At 67.5% G+C, this 15,246-nt stretch carries 16 protein-coding genes; 1 reads left to right on the plus strand and 15 read right to left on the minus strand.

What is annotated here, in order from left to right:
- Positions 1-10 precede the first annotated feature (10 nt).
- The 11 genes from ACYVJ3_RS02215 to rplJ form a co-directional block, all read right to left on the minus strand.
- A complete protein-coding gene (locus ACYVJ3_RS02215) occupies positions 11-1,303 on the minus strand; it encodes an MlaD family protein (RefSeq protein ID WP_460850853.1) in 1,293 nt (430 codons plus the stop codon).
- Positions 1,300-2,724, minus strand: a complete 1,425-nt coding sequence (locus ACYVJ3_RS02220; RefSeq protein WP_460850854.1) for an MCE family protein — start codon at positions 2,722-2,724, stop codon at positions 1,300-1,302. The genes ACYVJ3_RS02215 and ACYVJ3_RS02220 overlap by 4 nt, the downstream gene beginning before the upstream one ends.
- On the minus strand, positions 2,724-3,860 hold the full coding sequence (locus tag ACYVJ3_RS02225; RefSeq protein WP_460850855.1) for an MCE family protein: 1,137 nt from the start codon (positions 3,858-3,860) through the stop codon (positions 2,724-2,726). The genes ACYVJ3_RS02220 and ACYVJ3_RS02225 overlap by 1 nt, the downstream gene beginning before the upstream one ends.
- Entirely contained in the window at positions 3,857-4,831 is a 975-nt protein-coding gene (locus ACYVJ3_RS02230; RefSeq protein ID WP_460850856.1) for an MCE family protein, read from the minus strand. The genes ACYVJ3_RS02225 and ACYVJ3_RS02230 overlap by 4 nt, the downstream gene beginning before the upstream one ends.
- A gap of 10 nt (positions 4,832-4,841) precedes the next feature.
- A complete protein-coding gene (locus tag ACYVJ3_RS02235) occupies positions 4,842-5,882 on the minus strand; it encodes an MCE family protein (RefSeq protein WP_460850857.1) in 1,041 nt (346 codons plus the stop codon).
- The gene (locus ACYVJ3_RS02240) at positions 5,882-7,159 is read right to left on the minus strand and encodes an MCE family protein (RefSeq protein ID WP_460850858.1); all 1,278 of its coding nucleotides are present in this window, start codon (positions 7,157-7,159) and stop codon (positions 5,882-5,884) included. Before ACYVJ3_RS02240 ends, ACYVJ3_RS02235 begins: the two co-directional genes overlap by 1 nt.
- Positions 7,160-7,164: 5 nt before the next feature.
- Positions 7,165-7,992 (minus strand): MlaE family ABC transporter permease, encoded by an 828-nt coding sequence (locus ACYVJ3_RS02245; RefSeq protein WP_460850859.1) that lies wholly within the window; start codon positions 7,990-7,992, stop codon positions 7,165-7,167.
- A 4-nt stretch (positions 7,993-7,996) separates the two neighbouring features.
- The gene (locus ACYVJ3_RS02250; protein WP_460850860.1) at positions 7,997-8,779 is read right to left on the minus strand and encodes an MlaE family ABC transporter permease; all 783 of its coding nucleotides are present in this window, start codon (positions 8,777-8,779) and stop codon (positions 7,997-7,999) included.
- Between the two features lie 7 nt (positions 8,780-8,786).
- A complete protein-coding gene (locus tag ACYVJ3_RS02255) occupies positions 8,787-9,752 on the minus strand; it encodes an ABC transporter ATP-binding protein (protein ID WP_460850861.1) in 966 nt (321 codons plus the stop codon).
- A 268-nt stretch (positions 9,753-10,020) separates the two neighbouring features.
- On the minus strand, positions 10,021-10,410 hold the full coding sequence (gene rplL, locus ACYVJ3_RS02260; RefSeq protein WP_460850862.1) for a 50S ribosomal protein L7/L12: 390 nt from the start codon (positions 10,408-10,410) through the stop codon (positions 10,021-10,023).
- An 81-nt stretch (positions 10,411-10,491) separates the two neighbouring features.
- Positions 10,492-11,121 (minus strand): 50S ribosomal protein L10, encoded by a 630-nt coding sequence (gene rplJ / locus ACYVJ3_RS02265; protein WP_460850863.1) that lies wholly within the window; start codon positions 11,119-11,121, stop codon positions 10,492-10,494.
- A 261-nt stretch (positions 11,122-11,382) separates the two neighbouring features.
- Here rplJ and ACYVJ3_RS02270 point away from each other — a divergent pair, with 261 nt between their 5' ends.
- Positions 11,383-12,654 (plus strand): PLP-dependent aminotransferase family protein, encoded by a 1,272-nt coding sequence (locus tag ACYVJ3_RS02270; RefSeq protein WP_460850864.1) that lies wholly within the window; start codon positions 11,383-11,385, stop codon positions 12,652-12,654.
- Positions 12,655-12,819: 165 nt separating this feature from the next.
- Here the strand turns inward: ACYVJ3_RS02270 and rplA are convergent, their stop codons facing one another.
- From rplA to secE, 4 genes are all read right to left on the minus strand, one after another.
- Entirely contained in the window at positions 12,820-13,533 is a 714-nt protein-coding gene (rplA, locus tag ACYVJ3_RS02275) for a 50S ribosomal protein L1 (protein WP_460850865.1), read from the minus strand.
- A gap of 65 nt (positions 13,534-13,598) precedes the next feature.
- Positions 13,599-14,027 carry a 50S ribosomal protein L11 gene (gene rplK, locus ACYVJ3_RS02280; RefSeq protein WP_460850866.1) on the minus strand — a complete coding sequence of 143 codons (429 nt, stop codon included), beginning with the start codon at positions 14,025-14,027 and terminating at the stop codon, positions 13,599-13,601.
- Between the two features lie 104 nt (positions 14,028-14,131).
- Positions 14,132-14,926 carry a transcription termination/antitermination protein NusG gene (gene nusG, locus ACYVJ3_RS02285; protein ID WP_460850867.1) on the minus strand — a complete coding sequence of 265 codons (795 nt, stop codon included), beginning with the start codon at positions 14,924-14,926 and terminating at the stop codon, positions 14,132-14,134.
- 14 nt (positions 14,927-14,940) lie between these two features.
- A complete protein-coding gene (gene secE / locus ACYVJ3_RS02290) occupies positions 14,941-15,204 on the minus strand; it encodes a preprotein translocase subunit SecE (protein ID WP_460850868.1) in 264 nt (87 codons plus the stop codon).
- Between the last annotated feature and the right edge of the window lie 42 nt (positions 15,205-15,246).

Below are 15,246 nucleotides of genomic sequence, written 5' to 3' on the forward strand. Positions count from 1 at the left end.
GCCGGCGAACCTACCGCCGAGCCATGAGCGGTTGGAGGTACAGCCACGTCCACGCGTTCCTTCCGAGGGTCGAAGGCGCCACGCTACCGGCCGAGGCCAAGCCATCGGCGTGCGGCGCGCCCCACGTCAGCTTGCCCGTGCTCGGGTCGTACGACGCAACCGTCCGCTGGGCCAGGTTGCTGTAGTCGGGCGCCACCCGACGCAGGTTCTGCTCGCCACGGGGGTCGCTCTTGGTGACCGGCTCGGTGCACCGTGCGGCGGTGTTCAACGGCCAGTTCTCGCCGTTGTTCGGACCGCGATGGCGCGTGCCGCCGTAGCCCTGGTGGCACAGCGCGAAGGACACCGGCGGGATGACCAGGCCGAAGCGCGCGTCCCACTGGTGGGTGTCGGCTTCCTTGTCGACGACGACGTAGCCGGCACCGACGGCGTACGGGTAGATCGCCAGGACCCACTTGACGCCGTTGAGGTGCTTGACCACGACGCGGTTGGTGAGCATGACGTTCTTGATCAGCGACCCGAGGTCGACGCCGTTGGCGTCGAGGAACGCCTTGAGCTGGTCGGCGGCGAACCCGCCGCGCCCGATCACCTTGCGCAGGTCGGCGTCGTGTCCGGCGAGCGCGGTGCTGAACGCCGACAGACCGCTGGCGAAGTCGCGCAGCGCGGAGTCGCTGTCCACCTGGGTGTTCAGGACGGTGTTGCTGTGCTCGATCAAGGAACGCGTGACCGCGAAGTTCGCGTCGGCGGACTTGATGAACGAGGTGCCGGTGTCGATGATCCGCTCGAGGTCGGGCCCGGTGCCGTCGAACGCCTTGCCGAGCTCGCGGACCGTCGTGGCGAGCGACTTGCGGTTGACGCTGTGGACGGTGCTGACGATGTCGCCGAGGAACTTCTGGGTCTCGATCGGGACCTCGGTGCGGTCGATCTCGCTGCCGTCGGCGAGGTAGGGCCCGTCGTCGGTCTGCGGCTGGAGCTCGACGTACTGCTCACCGACGGCGGAGCGGTTGCCCACGACCGCCAGGGTGTTGCTGGGGATCTTGTCCCACTTGTTGTCGATGTCGAGCTTGACGTCGACGCCGTCGTGGGTGAGGACCATGTCGCTGACCTGGCCGATGTCGACCCCGCGGTAGGTCACCTCGGCGCCGGTGAAGATGCCGCCGGACTCCTTGTAGTGGGCCGTGACGCTGTAGGAACGGTCCAGGACCAACCGGTCGAGCTTGGCGTATCGCGCGCCGACGTAGGTCACGCCCACGAGCGTGATGATGACGAACACGACGAGCTGCATCTTGGTGCGCTTGGTGATCACGGGCGCGCTCCTTCCGTCGCGAGGGGCGCCGCCATCAGCTTGGCCATGTCAGCGCCGTACGTCGCGTCGAACCTGCTCCACCGCGCCTCGTCGGCCGCGTTGCGGGCGGCCTGACGGCGACCGAACGCGGGCGCGGTGCGGCCCAGGCCCAGCTGCTGCAGCAGCGTGCTGATCGGGTTGGGGGAGGTCGACGTACCGGAACCGCCGGAGACCGCGCAGAACAGGCTCGAGGCGTTGCAGATCTCCTGCAGCAGGTGCTGCGGGAGCGCGGCGCACGCGGCCTGGTCGGGCGGGGTCTTGAGGCAGCCCTGCAACGCCGCCTGGGCGCCCGAGCAGAGGTTCTTGATGTTGATCAGCTGGTCGAGCGGGCTGTCGGGCAGCTGGCTGATCGGCACGCACAAGACATCGGGCAACGAGAGGTTGTTCAGGTCGAGGTCGAGGTTGACCGACAGGTTGACGTAGTCGCCCATGTGCAGGTTGCGCGCGACCTGCGGGTCGCGCCCGACGGACTCGTCGATGAACGGGTAGGTCAGGAACGTGCTGAACGCGTTGACGAAGTCGCTGCCGGCGTTCGAGATGTTCGTGAGCACGGGGTTCAGCGCCCGGAGGGAGTCGATCGTCGAGGCCTTGGTCGCCTGGATCACGCGTACGCCGACGTTGCCGAGCCGCGCCAGCGCCTTGAGCATCAGGCGCAGGTCGGTGCGCTGGCGACTCAGCGAGTCGAGCGCGCTGGGCAGCTTCTCCAGCGCCTGGTCGATCGAGCCCATGTGCTGGCGGGCGACGACCGCGAGGCGGTTGATCCCGGTGATCGCGTTCACGATCTGCTGCTTGCGGCCGTTGATCTGGCTCATCAGCTGGGAGACCTGGGTCAGCACGGAGCGGGCCGAGTCCTCGCGACCGGCGAGGGTCTTGTTCAGCTCGCTGGTGATGATCTTGAGCTTGCCGATGCCGCCGCCGTTGAGGACCATGCTCAGCGCGCCGAGCACCTCCTCGACCTCCGGGTTGCGGCCGGTGCGGTCCAGCGGGATGGTCGCGCCGCTCTCGAGCCGACCGGTCTCGCCGGTCGGCGGCGGGTCGAGCGAGACGAACTTCTCGCCGAGCAGGCTGGTCTGCCGGATCGTCGCCCAGGCGTTGGCGGGCAGGTCGACGTCGTTGCGGATCTTCATCGACACGTCGGCGGTGTAGCCATCGCGCGTGATCTTGGTGATCTTGCCGACCGTCACGTCGTTGACCTTGACCGCGGACTGGGGAACCAGGTCCAGCACGTCGCGGAACTTCGCGTCGACGGTCATCGGCTTGTCGCCGACGCTCGCTCCACCGGGGAGCGGCAGTCGGTAGACGTCGAAGCCGCAGCCGGTCATCAGCAACGCGCCGACCACGAGGCCGACGAGCGCGCACAGGCGCCGTGAGGATGCAGTCATCAGTTGGCCACCATCCCGCCGAGCGTCGGGTCGTACGACGGCTGCTGGTACCAGCTGCCCTGCCCGAACGGCGAGGTGCGCTTGAGCCCGAGGCCCCTGATCGTGTTGCACACGCTGCCACTCGGGTCCTGCGAGGCCACCAGACCGCACAGGAAGTTCGTCGGGTTCTGGGTGAGCTCGTTGACGAGGTTGCCGATGTTCGCGTTGGTGTCGAGCGAGGCGGCCTTGGGGTTGTAGGTGTGGTAGAGGTTCGTCAGCGCGAGCGGGGCGGCGCGCAGGACCTCGTCGAGCTGGTCGCGGCGCTTGACCAGCACCTGCGAGACGCGGTTGAGACCCTTGATGTTGCGGCCCAGCACACCCTTGTTCGACTTCACGAAGCTGCCGACCTGACCGAGCGCCTCACCGAGGTTGTGCAGGGCGGCGGTCAGGTTCTGCCGCTCCCCCGCCAGCAGGGTCGAGATCTTGCCGAGCGAGCTGTTGAAGCGACGTACGGTGCCGTCGTTGTCGGCCAGGGTCGTCATGAACGAGTTGAGCTTCGTCGCCGAGTGGAACAGCTCGTCCTTGTTGTCGTTCAACGTCGAGCTGAACTTGCTGAAGTCCTCGATGGTCTGGTGGAACTGCGCACCCTGTCCGCCGAAGTTCCGCGCGGTCTGGTTGAGCAGGTCGGTCAGCGCGCCCCTGCGGTTGGCGCCGTTGGGGCCGAGCGCCACCGTTAGCTTGTCGATGCTGCTGTAGATCTGGTCGAGCTCGAGCGGGATCGCGGTGTTGTCGGCCTTGATGATGGTGTTGTCCGCCATCACCTTGCCGTACCGGTACGCCGGCGCGAGCTGGACGTAGCGGTCGCCGACGACGGCGGGCGAGACGATGACCGCCTTCGCGTCGGCGGGGACCTTGACGTCGCTGTCGTAGGACATGACGACCTTGACCTCGGTGCCCTCGGGCACGACCTTCTCCACCTTGCCGACGGCGACGCCGAGGACGCGTACGTCGCTTCCGACGTACACCGAGACCGCCCGCGGGAAGTACGCCGTCACGGTCTTGTCGCCGCTGCCGCTGCCGAAGAGGTAGAAGGCACCAGCCACGACCAGTGCACCGATGATGGCCAGCGGGAGCCAGCGCTGGATCGTCGCGCTCATGAGACGCCTCCCTTCAGCCCGGGGATGGGTGGCAGGTCGTAGACGTAGGTGTCGAACCAGGGACCGTTGCCCAGGGTGCTGGCGAAGACGCGGTAGAACGGCGCCATCAGCCGCAGCGAGTTGTCGAGGTTGTCGTCGTTCTTGTTGAGCACGTCGACCACGTTGGCCAGGTGGGTCAGCGCCGGCTTGAGGTCGGCGCGGGAGTCCTTGACCAGGCCGGTCAGCTGCACGCTGAGCGTCACGGTCGACTTGAGCAGGTTGTGGATCGCGGCCTTGCGCTGCAGCAGCGCGGTGAACAGCGTCGAGGACTGACGCATCAGGCCGACGATGTCCTGGTCACGCGAGTCGAGCACGGTCGAGACCCGGTCGACGCTCTTGAGCAGCGTGTTGAGCTGCGCGTCACGCGCCGCGACGACCCGCGACAGGGCCGAGACACCCTTGAGCGCCCGGCGGAAGGACGCCGGGGTGTTGCGGGTCAGGTCCGCGAGGGTGGTCAGCGAGCGCGCCAGCTGTCCGGTGTCGATCCTCCCGGACTTCTTGGCCAGACCTGAGAACGCGTCGACGACGTTGTACGGCGACGTGGTCCTCGACGTGGGGATGGTCGTGCCCTTGCCCAGGTCGCCGCCACCCGCGGGCTCCAGCCCGAGGTACATCGAGCCGAGGATCGTCTTGACCTGGATCGCCGCACGCGTCTCGTCGCCGAGCTTGGCATCGGTCTTGATCTTGAAGCCGACGTGGACCTTATCGCCCTCGAGCTTGACCGAGTCGACCTTGCCGACCCGGACGCCGGCGATCCGGACCTCGTCGTTGACCTTCAGGCCACCGGCTTCGGTGAAGTCGGCGTAGTAGGTGTCGCCGCCGCCGATCAGGGGCAGGTCCTGAGCACGCAGGGCCGCCACGAGGCAGAGCACGAGCACCAGGATGCTCAGGGCACCGACGATCACAGGGTTGCGTTCACGGAACGGCTTCATCGTCTCCCCCTCATCCCAGCGAGCAACGGTCGGCACCCGTTGCATAGGTCGGGTTGGCGAGGACGTGCTTGCCGACGCGAATCGTCGCCTTGAAGTGGCACAGGTAGAAGTTGAACCACGAGCCGTACGTCGCCGTGCGTCCGATCTTGGTGAGCTTGATCGGGAGCACCTGCAGCGTCCGGTCGATCTCGGACTTGCCGGCGTCCAGCGTGGTCGCCACGCTGCGCAGCTGGTGGATGTCGGAGACGAACGGCTGCCGGATGCCCTGGAGCAGGCCGGCGGTCTGGACCGACAGCGCCGAGATGCTGTCCAACGAGTTGAGGATCGGGCCGCGATCCTGGTTCAGGCCGGTGACCAGGCGCTTGAAGCTGGTGATCAGGCGCGAGAGCTGGTGGTCGCGATCGGCCACGTGGTTGAGCACGAACGAGAGGTTGTCGAGCAGCTGGCCGATGACCGTGTCGCGGTCGGCGAGCGTCTGCGTCACCGAGGCGGTGCTGTCGAGCAGGCTCTGCAGCGTGCCACCCTCACCCTGGAACACCTGGATGATCTCGTAGGACAGCTTGTTGACGTCGTCGGGCGAGAGCGCCTGGAACAGCGGCTTGAAGCCGTTGAACAGCATGGTCAGGTTGAGCGCGGGCGTGGTGCGCGCGACGGGGACGGTGCCACCCGGAGGTACGACGGTCGGCGAGCTGCCCTGCTGGTAGAGGTCGATGTAGCGCTGGCCGAGCAGGTTGCGGTACTTGATCTGCAGGTGGCTGGCGTCGTCGATGCGGATGTCGGAGTCGACCTTGAACGTCACCTCGGCCTGGTTGTCCTTGGTGATCGCCAGGTCCTTGACCGTGCCGACCTTGACGCCGGCGATGCGGACGTCGTCACCCTTGTTCACGCCCGCGGCATCGGTGAAGTCGGCCTTGTACTCGTGGGTCTTCTGGAACGAGAGGTTGCCGATGATGATGATGAGCAGGCTCGTGGCCAGACCGGTCGTGAGGACGAACGCCATCAAGCGCGCGAGGTCGCCGGTGGTCTTCTTGTCGAGTCCCATGCGTGGCATCAGCGACCACCTCCCGCGGCCATCGGGCCCGCCTGCAGCAGGGCGAGGTCGTCGCCGCCGGCGGCGTACTGCGCGGCCAGGACATGCCGCAGCGCGGCGACGTCAGCCGTCGTGCCCTGGTAGCCGGGCCGGTCGACGCCGAAGCCGGGGGCCGGACGCTGCGCGTTGCCCTTGCCGCTCTGGCCGCGACGCACTCCGTCGTCGATGAACGGCAGCGGCGGGTAGGGGTTGCTCGAGGTGTACGGGAGATTCGGCAGTCCGTGGCAGCTGGCCGCGGGTGCGTGTCCGAGGTGCGGGCGGTCGGCAGCGGTGTAGGGATGCGGCTGCTTGGGCAGCGGGATGAGCTTGATGTGCAGCTCGAAGCCCCGGAACGCCTGCGCCAGACGTCCCTGCACGCGGACGATGGTCTGCGACATGCACGGGATCGTGGCGGAGTACGGCGCCACCGTGCGCAGGATCTGGGTGCTGGTACGACCGGTCTCGGCCAAGTTGTCCGCGTTGGCGGCCAGGAAGGCGCGCGCCGTGTCGGAGAACGCGGCGATCGAGCGCAGCGTGTGGTTCAGCACCGTCTCCTTGGCCTCCAGCGTGCCCGTCGTCTTGACCGTGTTGTCCAGGATCGTGGCGACCTGCGGGAGGATGTCGGCGTACAGGTTCGACACCTTGCCGCTCTCGTCGAGGTCCTGCAGCAGCGCCGGGATCTCCGGGTTGAGCTTCTTGAGGTAGCCGTCGACCGTCGACAGGTTCTCGCCGAGCTTGTTGCCACGGCCCTCCAGCGCGGTGGAGATCGCGGTCAGCGTCGCGTTCAGGTCGGCGGGCCGCACGGTGCGCAGCAGCGGGTAGAGGTCGTTGAGCACCTGCTCGACCTCGACGCTCATCTGCGACTTCGTGATCACCGCACCCGTCGCGATCGTGCCGACAGGGCCGGTCTTCGGGATCTCCAGGGAGACGTACTTCTCGCCGAACAACGTCTTCGGGACGATCGCGCCCGTCACGTTGGCCGGCACCTCGTGGATCTTGTCGGGGTAGAGGCCGAGCGTGATGCTCGCACCCTGCTCGCCGTGCGCCTGGGACTTGAGGACCTCGCCCACGATCACACCGCGCACCTTGACGTCGGCGCGGTTCGGCAGCTGCAGCCCGATCGAGGAGGTCTCCAGGGTGACGCGGTCGTAGCTGGAGAACTGCTTGGTGAAGATGGCGTAGGTCAGCCAGACAGAAGCGACCAGCAGGCAGATGAAGAGGATGCCGAGGAGGCGATGCGCGGAGAGCAGCTTGGGCATGGTCGTCAACCTGCCAATCGGACCGTGGTCGACGCGCCCCAGATCGCCATCGACAGCAGCAGGTCGACGACGTTGATCGCCACGATGCTGGTCCGGACGGCGCGGCCGACGGCCACACCCACGCCGGCGGGGCCGCCGCTCGCGGTGTAGCCGTGGTAGCAGTGGATCAGGATCACGATGACGGCGAAGACCAGCACCTTGCCGAACGACCACAGCACGTCACCCGGTGGCAGGAACGTGTTGAAGTAGTGCTGATAGGTGCCCTTGGACTGGCCGTAGTAGAACTGCACGACCAGCTGGCTGGCGACGTAGGACGACAGCAGGCCGACGACGTAGAGCGGGATGATCGCGATCAGGCCGCCGAAGACGCGGGTCGCGACCAGGAACTGCATCGACGGGATCGCCATGACCTCGACGGCGTCGATCTCCTCGGAGATGCGCATGGCGCCGAGCTGGGCGGTGAATCCGCAGCCGACGGTCGCCGCCAGGGCGATGCCGGCGACCAGCGGCGCGATCTCACGGGTGTTGAAGTACGCCGAGACGAAGCCGGCGAACGCCGCAGTGCCGAGCTGGTTGAGCGCGGCGTAGCCGGACAGGCCGACCTGGGCGCCGGTGAAGAACGTCATGCCGAGGATGACGCCGACCGTGCCGCCGATGACGGCGAGCGCACCGGAGCCGAGGGTGACCTCGGCCAGGATCCGCAGCACCTCGCGCGGGAAGCGCTGCACCGCACGCGGCACGTTCACCAGGACGCGCAGGTAGAAGGCCAGCTCGTGGCCGAGGGTGTCGAGCCCGGCCAGGGGCCGCTCGTAGATCGCCTTGATGTTCGCCATCTGCTCAGCCCGTCTTCGGCGGAACGATCTGGAGGTAGATCGTGCTCAGGGTGAAGTTGACGACGAAGAGGAGCAGGAAGGTGATGACGACCGACTCGTTGACCGCGTCGCCCACGCCCTTCGGGCCGCCCTTGGCGGTCATGCCCTTGTAGGAGGCGACCACGGCTGCGATGAGACCGAACGTGGCGGCCTTGATCAGGCCGATCCACACGTCGGGAAGCTGCGCGAGCGCGGTGAAGCTCGCGAGGTACGCACCGGGGGTGCCGTCCTGCAGGATCACGTTGAAGACGTAGCCACCGGCCACGCCGACGACGCTGACCATGCCGTTGAGGAAGACCGAGACGAGGATGCAGGCCAGGACGCGGGGTACGACGAGTCGCTGGATCGGGTCGATGCCCAGCACCATCATGGCGTCGAGCTCTTCACGGATCTTGCGTGCGCCGAGGTCGGCCGCGATCGCCGAGCCGCCGGCGCCGGCGATCAGCAGTGCGGTGCCGATCGGCGCCGCCTGCTGGATCACCGCGAGAACCGACGCGGAACCCGTGAACGACTGCGCACCGAACTGCTTGATCAGGCCACCGACCTGCAGTGCGATGACCGCACCGAAGGGGATGGCGACCAGCGCCGTGGGAACGATCGTGACCGACGCGATGAACCACGCCTGCTGGATGAACTCACGGGTCTGGAACGGACGGCGGAAGAGTCCCCGACCGACGTCCAGTGCGAACGCGAAGAGACTCCCCGCCGTTCCGACGGGCCTCAGGACCCGAGCGGCCGTCAGTGACATGACACCGTCAGTGCGACTGCTGAGCGCCGCTGGCGTGCTCGGCCTCAGCGGTGAAGGAGCCCGGGGGCGGGATGATGCCGTGCTCGCGGCACCAGGCGCCCGGCTCGCGCTGCGAACGGCGCGGGATGCCGTTCGACGGCTCGAGCTGCAGCGGGATCGGGGGCAGCGGCGGAAGGTTCATGTCCTTCTCGGCGGCCAGCTGGTCGGCGTCCTTCTCCTCGGACATGCCGATCGGGCCGACGGTCTGCGCGTTGAGGAACTGGCGCACGACCGGCTCGTCGGAGGACAGCAGCATCTCGCGCGGGCCGTACATGGCCAGGTGCTTGTGGTAGAGCAGACCGATCTGGTCGGGCACGATCCGGACCGAGTGGATGTCGTGCGTGACGATCAGGAACGTCGCGTCGATCTGCGCGTTCAGGTCGATGAAGAGCTGGTTGATGAACGAGGTGCGGACCGGGTCCAGACCGGAGTCGGGCTCGTCGATCAGCAGGATCTCCGGGTCGAGGACCAGGGCGCGGGCCAGGCCGGCACGCTTGCGCATACCACCCGAGATCTCGCCGGGGAGCTTGAACTCGGCGCCGAGCAGACCGACGAGGTCCATCTTCTCCATGACGATGTCGCGGATCTCGGACTCGCCCTTGCGGGTGTGCTCACGCAGGGGGAAGGCGACGTTGTCGTAGAGGTTCATCGAGCCGAACATCGCGCCGTCCTGGAACAGCACGCCGAACAGCTTGCGGACCTCGTAGAGCTCCTTCTCGGAGCAGGACGCGATGTCGGTGCCCTCGATGACGATCGAGCCCTCGTCGGGCTTGATCAGGCCGATGAGGGCCTTGAGGAAGACGGACTTACCGGTACCCGACGGGCCCAGCATCACGGAGATCTCGCCGGCCGGCAGGGTCAGCGTGACGCCCTTCCAGATCAGCTGCTTGCCGAACTGCTTGGTCAGGTTCGTCACTGCGACATCGACGCCCATGTCAGCCCTCTCTCAAAACTGTTGTCACCCACCTGAGCCTTGGTGGGCGGGAGGCTCGCACCTCATGCACTTGCCGACCCGGCGGTGCACATCAAATCAACGCGGGGCCGTGCGGCAGGTTACGCGTAAACCGTGGTGCTCGTCACGCTGTTGTCGCTATCCGAGACTCGATCGAGGCCATTGCAGGCTCAGAAGGGGCAAAAAGCAGACGTGCGGACTCCCCGGAGGGAGCCCGCACGTCGAGTGCGACTCAGTTCGAGTCAGGCAGTCACTTGAGGGTGACGGTGGCGCCGGCGGCCTCGAGGGCCTCCTTCGCCTTGTCAGCCGTCTCCTTGTTGACGCCCTCGAGGATGGCCTTCGGCGCACCCTCGACCAGGTCCTTGGCCTCCTTGAGACCGAGGGAGGTGAGCGCGCGCACCTCCTTGATGACGTTGATCTTCTTGTCACCAGCGGCCTCGAGGACGACGTCGAACTCGTCCTGAGCAGCGGCCTCCTCGCCACCAGCGGCGCCACCGGCGGCCGGGGCAGCGGCAACGGCGACCGGAGCAGCGGCGGTCACGCCGAAGGTCTCCTCGAACTGCTTCACGAACTCGGACAGCTCGATCAGCGTCATCTCCTTGAACGCGTCGAGCAGCTCGTCAGTGCTGAGCTTCGCCATGATGGCGTCTCCTTTGTTTCTGTGGCCGAGCCCCTGCGGGACCCGTACCGGTTTCAGGTGGTGTGGTACGTCGGCCTGGGATCAGGCGTCGGTGGACTCGGCAGCAGCCTCGGGGGCCTCGGGGGCCTCCTCGGCAGGCGCCGGGGTCTCCTCGGCAGCGGCCGGAGCACCGGCACCACCTGCGAGGATCGTGGGGTCCTGCTGGGCCTTCGCCTCCAGGGCGCCGGCGAGCCGGGCAGCCTGGGCGAGCGGGGCGTTGAGCAGGTAGACGGCCTGGGAGAGGCTGGCCAGCATCGCGCCGGCCATCTTGCCCAGGAGCACCTCGCGCGACTCGAGATCGGCCAGCTTGGCGATCTCCTTCGCGTCGAGGAGGTTGCCGTCCAGAACTCCACCCTTGATGACAAGGGCGGGGTTGGCCTTGGCAAAGTCACGCAGACCCTTGGCCGCCTCGACCACGTCGCCCTTGATGAAGGCGATAGCGGTCGGACCGGTCAGCAGGTCGTCGAAGCCGTCGATCCCTGCCTCCTTGGCAGCGATCTTGGCGAGCGTGTTCTTGACCACGGCGTAGTTGGCGTTCGCACCGAGGGAGCGGCGAAGGTCCTGCAGCTCCTTGACGGTGAGACCGCGGTACTCGGTCAGCACAGCGCCAGCGGAACCACTGAACTCGTCAGTGATCTCCGCGACGGCGGCCTGCTTGTCTGCCCGCGCCATGGGTCTCCTCCTTGATCGGACGAGACCGCCTGCCTACCCGGCCCTAAGATGACGAATGCCCCGGGCGTAGGCCTCGGGGCATGGACTCGGGCGACGGTGTCGCTCGGGCGCTGCTTCGATTCCTACGCGGGTCGCCCTCTCGGGACCTTCGATCACGCCCACCGGAGCGGGAGTGAACGACCAGCGGTCTCTGGTTTCAAGAGGCAAGACTACGGACGCCCGTACGACGTACCAAATCGCCGGTGCTGGCACGATGGACCCGTGACCACGCTGACCCAGGCCTCCCCCGAAGACCTCGCCGCGCGACTGGCCGCCGCCCAGGCCGACTATGCCGCCCTCCAGGCCACGGGCCTGAAGCTGGATCTCACCCGGGGCAAGCCCGGCAGCGACCAGCTCGACCTCTCCAACGGCCTGCTCTCCCTGCCCTCCACGGTCAAGGACGCCAACGGCACGGACGTGCGCAACTACGGCGGGCTCGAGGGTCTGCCGCAGATGCGCGCGATCTTCGGCGAGCTGTTGGGCGTCGACGCGGCCCAGGTCGTCGCCGGCGGCAACTCGAGCCTGTCGATGATGTACCAGGTCATCACCTGGCTGCTGCTGAAGGGCGGCCCCGACTCCCCGCGCCCGTGGGGCCAGGAGGAGACCGTCAAGTTCGTCTGCCCGGTGCCGGGCTACGACCGGCACTTCACGATGCTTGCCGAGCTCGGCATCGAGATGGTCACCGTTCCCATGCACGAGGACGGCCCCGATGTCGCCGCGGTCAAGGCGCTGGTCGCCGACGACGCCAGCGTCAAGGGCATGTGGCTGGTCCCGACGTACGCCAACCCGACCGGCTCCGTCACCACCCAGGAGGTCGCGGCCGAGCTCATGGCGATGCCGACGGCCGCGCCGGACTTCCGGATCTTCTGGGACAACGCCTACGCCGTGCACCACCTCACCGAGGTCGAGACGAAGTCCGCCGACGCGCTCGGCCTGGCCTCGGTCTCGGGTCACCCGAACCGCCCGATCATGTTCGCCTCGACCTCCAAGATCACCTTCGCGGGCGCAGGTGTCGCCTGCTTGGCGGCCTCGCCGGAGAACGTCGCCTGGTACCTCCAGCGCCTCGGCTTCGCCGCGATCGGCCCGGACAAGATCAACCAGCTGCGTCACGTCGAGTTCTTCGGCGACGCTGACGGCGTACGGGCGCACATGGTCAAGCACCGCGAGCTGATCGCGCCGAAGTTCGCCGCCGTCCAGGACGCGCTGACGTCCCGGCTGGAGGGTCTGGGCATCGCGACCTGGAGCAAGCCGGTCGGCGGCTACTTCGTGGACCTCGACGTGCTGGACGGCACGGCGTCGCGCACCGTCGAGCTCGCCAAGGAGGCAGGCATCGCCCTGACCCCCGCCGGCTCGGCGTTCCCCCACGGCAACGACCCCGACGACCGCAACATCCGCCTCGCTCCGACGTTCCCGACGCTGGACGACGTCGTCACCGCGATGGCGGGCGTGGCCGTGTGCGCCGAGCTGGCTGCGCTGGAGAAGCTCACCGCCTGACCGGCGTACGACGAAGCCCCGGTCCCACTGAGTGGGGACCGGGGCTTCGTGCGTGGATCAGACGGATCTCGATACGCGCGTTGCGGCTTCGCATGCTCAGCCGCAGGCGCTACTCGATCTCCCGCCCTGATCCGCGGACTCGCAAGCTCGCCCGCGGGGGCGTGATCAGGCCTCGTCCTCAGCCGCCACGTTCTTCGTGCGGTTGGGGTCGACCTGGACGCCGGGGCCCATGGTCGTGGAGACGGTGACCTTCTTGACGTAACGGCCCTTGGAGCTGGCCGGCTTGAGACGCAGCACCTCCTCGAGGGCAGCGGCGTAGTTCTCGGCGAGCGCCTGCTCGGAGAACGAGGCCTTGCCGATGATGAAGTGCAGGTTCGAGTGACGGTCGACGCGGAACTCGATCTTTCCGCCCTTGATGTCCTGGACGGCCTTGGCCGGGTCCGGGGTCACGGTGCCGGTCTTCGGGTTCGGCATGAGGCCGCGGGGACCGAGGACGCGGGCGACCTTGCCGACCTTGCCCATCAGGTCCGGGGTCGCGACGACGGCGTCGAAGTCGAGCCAGCCGCCGGCGATCTTGTCGATGAGCTCGTCGCCACCGACGAAGTCGGCGCCGGCCTCACGGGCGGCGTCGGCCTTCTCGGCGTTGGCCAGCACGAGGACGCGGACGGTCTTGCCCGTGCCGTGCGGCAGGGAGACGGTGCCACGGACCATCTGGTCGGCCTTGCGCGGGTCGACGCCCAGACGCATGACGACGTCGACGGTCTCGTCGAACTTCTTCTTGGAGGAGCCCTTTGCGATCTTGATCGCGGCCAGCGGGGCGTAGAGCTCGTTCTTGTCGAACGTCTCCGACGCCGCGCGGTAGGTCTTGCTGCGCTGCATGATGTGTTCCTTTAAGTCAGTGAGGAGATGTGGTCAGCGGGCCAGCGCGGCCCTTCCACGGGGATTCAGTCGGTCGTGACGCCCATCGAGCGGGCAGTGCCCTCGATGATCAGCATGGCGGCCTCGATGTCGTTCGCGTTGAGGTCCGGCAGCTTGGTCGTGGCGATCTCGCGCACCTGGTCCTTGGTCAGCTTGCCGACCTTGTCCTTGTGCGGGACCGACGAACCCTTGGCCAGGCCGGCGGCCTTCTTGATCAGCTCGGCGGCCGGCGGGGTCTTGGTGATGAAGTCGAACGAGCGGTCTTCGTAGATGGTGATCTCAACGGGGATCACGTTGCCGCGCATGGACTCGGTCTGGGCGTTGTACGCCTTGCAGAAGTCCATGATGTTGACGCCGTGCGGACCGAGGGCCGTACCGACCGGCGGAGCCGGGGTGGCCGAGCCGGCCTGCAGCTGCACCTTGACCAGCGCGGCGATCTTCTTCTTGGGAGGCATTCCCTTGTTCTCTCTTTCTTCTCGTGGTCATGACGAGACGTACGTCGTACGTCTCTGCCACCTGCAGGGCCGCGGTGTGCGACCCACTCAGCCGGTGAGGAAGGTCAGACCTTCTGGACCTGGCTGAAGCTGAGCTCGACCGGGGTCTCCCGGCCGAAGATCTCGACCAGCGCCTTGACGCGCTGCGCCTCGGCGTTGATCTCGGTGATGGTCGCGTGGAGCGTGGCGAACGGACCGTCGACGACCATGACGGAGTCGCCGACACCGAAGTCGGCGACCTCGATCGGCTTCTTCGCGGTCGGGGTCGCGGTGCCACCGCTGCTCGTGGCCGCAGCGGCCTCGGCCTCGGCCTCGGCGAGCGCGACGACGGCCGGGGCGAGCATGTTCTCGACCTCGGTCATGCTGAGCGGGACCGGCTGGTGGGAGTGGCCCACGAAGCCGGTGACCGACGGGGTGTGGCGCACACAGCCCCACGACTCGTCGGTGAGGTCCATGCGGACCAGGACGTAACCGGGGAGAACGGTGCGCTTGACCATCTTGCGCTGGCCGTTCTTGATCTCCGCGACCTCCTCGGTGGGGACCACGATCTCGTGGATGTAGTCCTCCATGTTGAGCGAGTGGATGCGGTTCTCGAGGTTCTGCTTCACCCGGTTCTCCATGCCGGAGTAGGTGTGCACGACGTACCAGTCGCCCGGCTTGGCCCACAGCTCGGCGCGGAACGCCTCGAGCGGGTCGACGGCGACGGGCTCGGCGTCGGCAGCGACCTCTTCGGTCTCGTCGGCGGCGGGCGCCTCGTCGACGGCATCCGTGGCGACCTCAGGGGTCTCCTCTGCCTCGACGGTGGCGGCCTCGTCGTTCTCGAGGACCGGGTCGTGCTGCTCCGACACGTCTTGCTCCATCAGTTGCGGGTGAATTACGGGTTGGTGCTCTTCGAGCCGCCGAAGACCTCGAACGCCAGCTTGCCCAGACCGAGGTCCAGCAGCGAGACGAGCGCGATCATGAACAGCACGAAGGCCAGGACGACGAAGAAGTACGTCGTGAGCTCGTCGCGCGTCGGCCAGACGACCTTGCGCAGCTCGGCGACGATCTGGCGGTAGAAGGTGATGGGCCCGGTGCGCTTGGCGGCCGGCTTGTCGCCCCGGTCGTCAGATGCGCGGACCGCGGGGGTCTCCGACACGCTCCTTCACCCTTCCTCGTCCTACGTCGTCCAGTGCTTCGT

Source organism: Nocardioides montaniterrae (assembly GCF_054782655.1).

Excerpts from the sequence above, each read along its gene's own strand:
- ACYVJ3_RS02220 (WP_460850854.1), bottom strand. The coding sequence starts at position 2,724 with ATGACTGCATCCTCACGGCGCCTGTGCGCGCTCGTCGGCCTCGTGGTC.
- ACYVJ3_RS02225 (WP_460850855.1), bottom strand. The coding sequence starts at position 3,860 with ATGAGCGCGACGATCCAGCGCTGGCTCCCGCTGGCCATCATCGGTGCA.
- ACYVJ3_RS02230 (WP_460850856.1), bottom strand. The coding sequence starts at position 4,831 with ATGAAGCCGTTCCGTGAACGCAACCCTGTGATCGTCGGTGCCCTGAGC.
- ACYVJ3_RS02235 (WP_460850857.1), bottom strand. The coding sequence starts at position 5,882 with ATGCCACGCATGGGACTCGACAAGAAGACCACCGGCGACCTCGCGCGC.
- ACYVJ3_RS02240 (WP_460850858.1), bottom strand. The coding sequence starts at position 7,159 with ATGCCCAAGCTGCTCTCCGCGCATCGCCTCCTCGGCATCCTCTTCATC.
- ACYVJ3_RS02245 (WP_460850859.1), bottom strand. The coding sequence starts at position 7,992 with ATGGCGAACATCAAGGCGATCTACGAGCGGCCCCTGGCCGGGCTCGAC.
- ACYVJ3_RS02250 (WP_460850860.1), bottom strand. The coding sequence starts at position 8,779 with ATGTCACTGACGGCCGCTCGGGTCCTGAGGCCCGTCGGAACGGCGGGG.
- ACYVJ3_RS02255 (WP_460850861.1), bottom strand. The coding sequence starts at position 9,752 with ATGGGCGTCGATGTCGCAGTGACGAACCTGACCAAGCAGTTCGGCAAG.
- rplL (WP_460850862.1), bottom strand. The coding sequence starts at position 10,410 with ATGGCGAAGCTCAGCACTGACGAGCTGCTCGACGCGTTCAAGGAGATG.
- rplJ (WP_460850863.1), bottom strand. The coding sequence starts at position 11,121 with ATGGCGCGGGCAGACAAGCAGGCCGCCGTCGCGGAGATCACTGACGAG.
- rplA (WP_460850865.1), bottom strand. The coding sequence starts at position 13,533 with ATGCAGCGCAGCAAGACCTACCGCGCGGCGTCGGAGACGTTCGACAAG.
- rplK (WP_460850866.1), bottom strand. The coding sequence starts at position 14,027 with ATGCCTCCCAAGAAGAAGATCGCCGCGCTGGTCAAGGTGCAGCTGCAG.
- nusG (WP_460850867.1), bottom strand. The coding sequence starts at position 14,926 with ATGGAGCAAGACGTGTCGGAGCAGCACGACCCGGTCCTCGAGAACGAC.